Origin of the sequence: Rahnella sp. WP5, from assembly GCF_000745615.1 — a bacterium.
GTDB lineage: Bacteria > Pseudomonadota > Gammaproteobacteria > Enterobacterales > Enterobacteriaceae > Rahnella > Rahnella aceris.
The window spans coordinates 1-1,740 of record NZ_JQJR01000034.1; the positions used below are offsets into that span (position 1 = coordinate 1).

General features: G+C 52.0%; 1 rRNA gene. It reads left to right on the forward strand.

Going from position 1 to position 1,740, the window contains the following annotated elements:
• Positions 1–105 precede the first annotated feature (105 nt).
• Positions 106–1,648 (forward strand): 16S ribosomal RNA (locus EX31_RS17225).
• Positions 1,649–1,740: the final 92 nt, after the last annotated feature.

The following is a 1,740-nucleotide window of genomic DNA, read 5'->3' on the forward strand; positions in this document are numbered from 1 at the left end:
CAAAAAATATCAAGTCTTAGAGTGACCAAGCAGTAATTCATTTAGTTGAATTATTACGAAGTAATCTCTGAGCACCGCTTCACTTGTTGAAGCAAATCGAACTTTTAATTGAAGAGTTTGATCATGGCTCAGATTGAACGCTGGCGGCAGGCCTAACACATGCAAGTCGAGCGGCAGCGGAAAGTAGCTTGCTACTTTGCCGGCGAGCGGCGGACGGGTGAGTAATGTCTGGGAAACTGCCTGATGGAGGGGGATAACTACTGGAAACGGTAGCTAATACCGCATGACCTCGAAAGAGCAAAGTGGGGGATCTTCGGACCTCACGCCATCGGATGTGCCCAGATGGGATTAGCTAGTAGGTGAGGTAATGGCTCACCTAGGCGACGATCCCTAGCTGGTCTGAGAGGATGACCAGCCACACTGGAACTGAGACACGGTCCAGACTCCTACGGGAGGCAGCAGTGGGGAATATTGCACAATGGGCGCAAGCCTGATGCAGCCATGCCGCGTGTGTGAAGAAGGCCTTAGGGTTGTAAAGCACTTTCAGCGAGGAGGAAGGCATCACACTTAATACGTGTGGTGATTGACGTTACTCGCAGAAGAAGCACCGGCTAACTCCGTGCCAGCAGCCGCGGTAATACGGAGGGTGCAAGCGTTAATCGGAATTACTGGGCGTAAAGCGCACGCAGGCGGTTTGTTAAGTCAGATGTGAAATCCCCGCGCTTAACGTGGGAACTGCATTTGAAACTGGCAAGCTAGAGTCTTGTAGAGGGGGGTAGAATTCCAGGTGTAGCGGTGAAATGCGTAGAGATCTGGAGGAATACCGGTGGCGAAGGCGGCCCCCTGGACAAAGACTGACGCTCAGGTGCGAAAGCGTGGGGAGCAAACAGGATTAGATACCCTGGTAGTCCACGCTGTAAACGATGTCGACTTGGAGGTTGTGCCCTTGAGGCGTGGCTTCCGGAGCTAACGCGTTAAGTCGACCGCCTGGGGAGTACGGCCGCAAGGTTAAAACTCAAATGAATTGACGGGGGCCCGCACAAGCGGTGGAGCATGTGGTTTAATTCGATGCAACGCGAAGAACCTTACCTACTCTTGACATCCACGGAATTCGCCAGAGATGGCTTAGTGCCTTAGGGAACCGTGAGACAGGTGCTGCATGGCTGTCGTCAGCTCGTGTTGTGAAATGTTGGGTTAAGTCCCGCAACGAGCGCAACCCTTATCCTTTGTTGCCAGCACGTAATGGTGGGAACTCAAAGGAGACTGCCGGTGATAAACCGGAGGAAGGTGGGGATGACGTCAAGTCATCATGGCCCTTACGAGTAGGGCTACACACGTGCTACAATGGCATATACAAAGAGAAGCGAACTCGCGAGAGCAAGCGGACCTCATAAAGTATGTCGTAGTCCGGATTGGAGTCTGCAACTCGACTCCATGAAGTCGGAATCGCTAGTAATCGTAGATCAGAATGCTACGGTGAATACGTTCCCGGGCCTTGTACACACCGCCCGTCACACCATGGGAGTGGGTTGCAAAAGAAGTAGGTAGCTTAACCTTCGGGAGGGCGCTTACCACTTTGTGATTCATGACTGGGGTGAAGTCGTAACAAGGTAACCGTAGGGGAACCTGCGGTTGGATCACCTCCTTACCTCAAGATACGCATTGTGCAGTGTCCACACAGATTGTCTGATAGAAAGTAACGAGCAGAAATACCTTAATAGGCTTGTAGCTCAGGTGGTT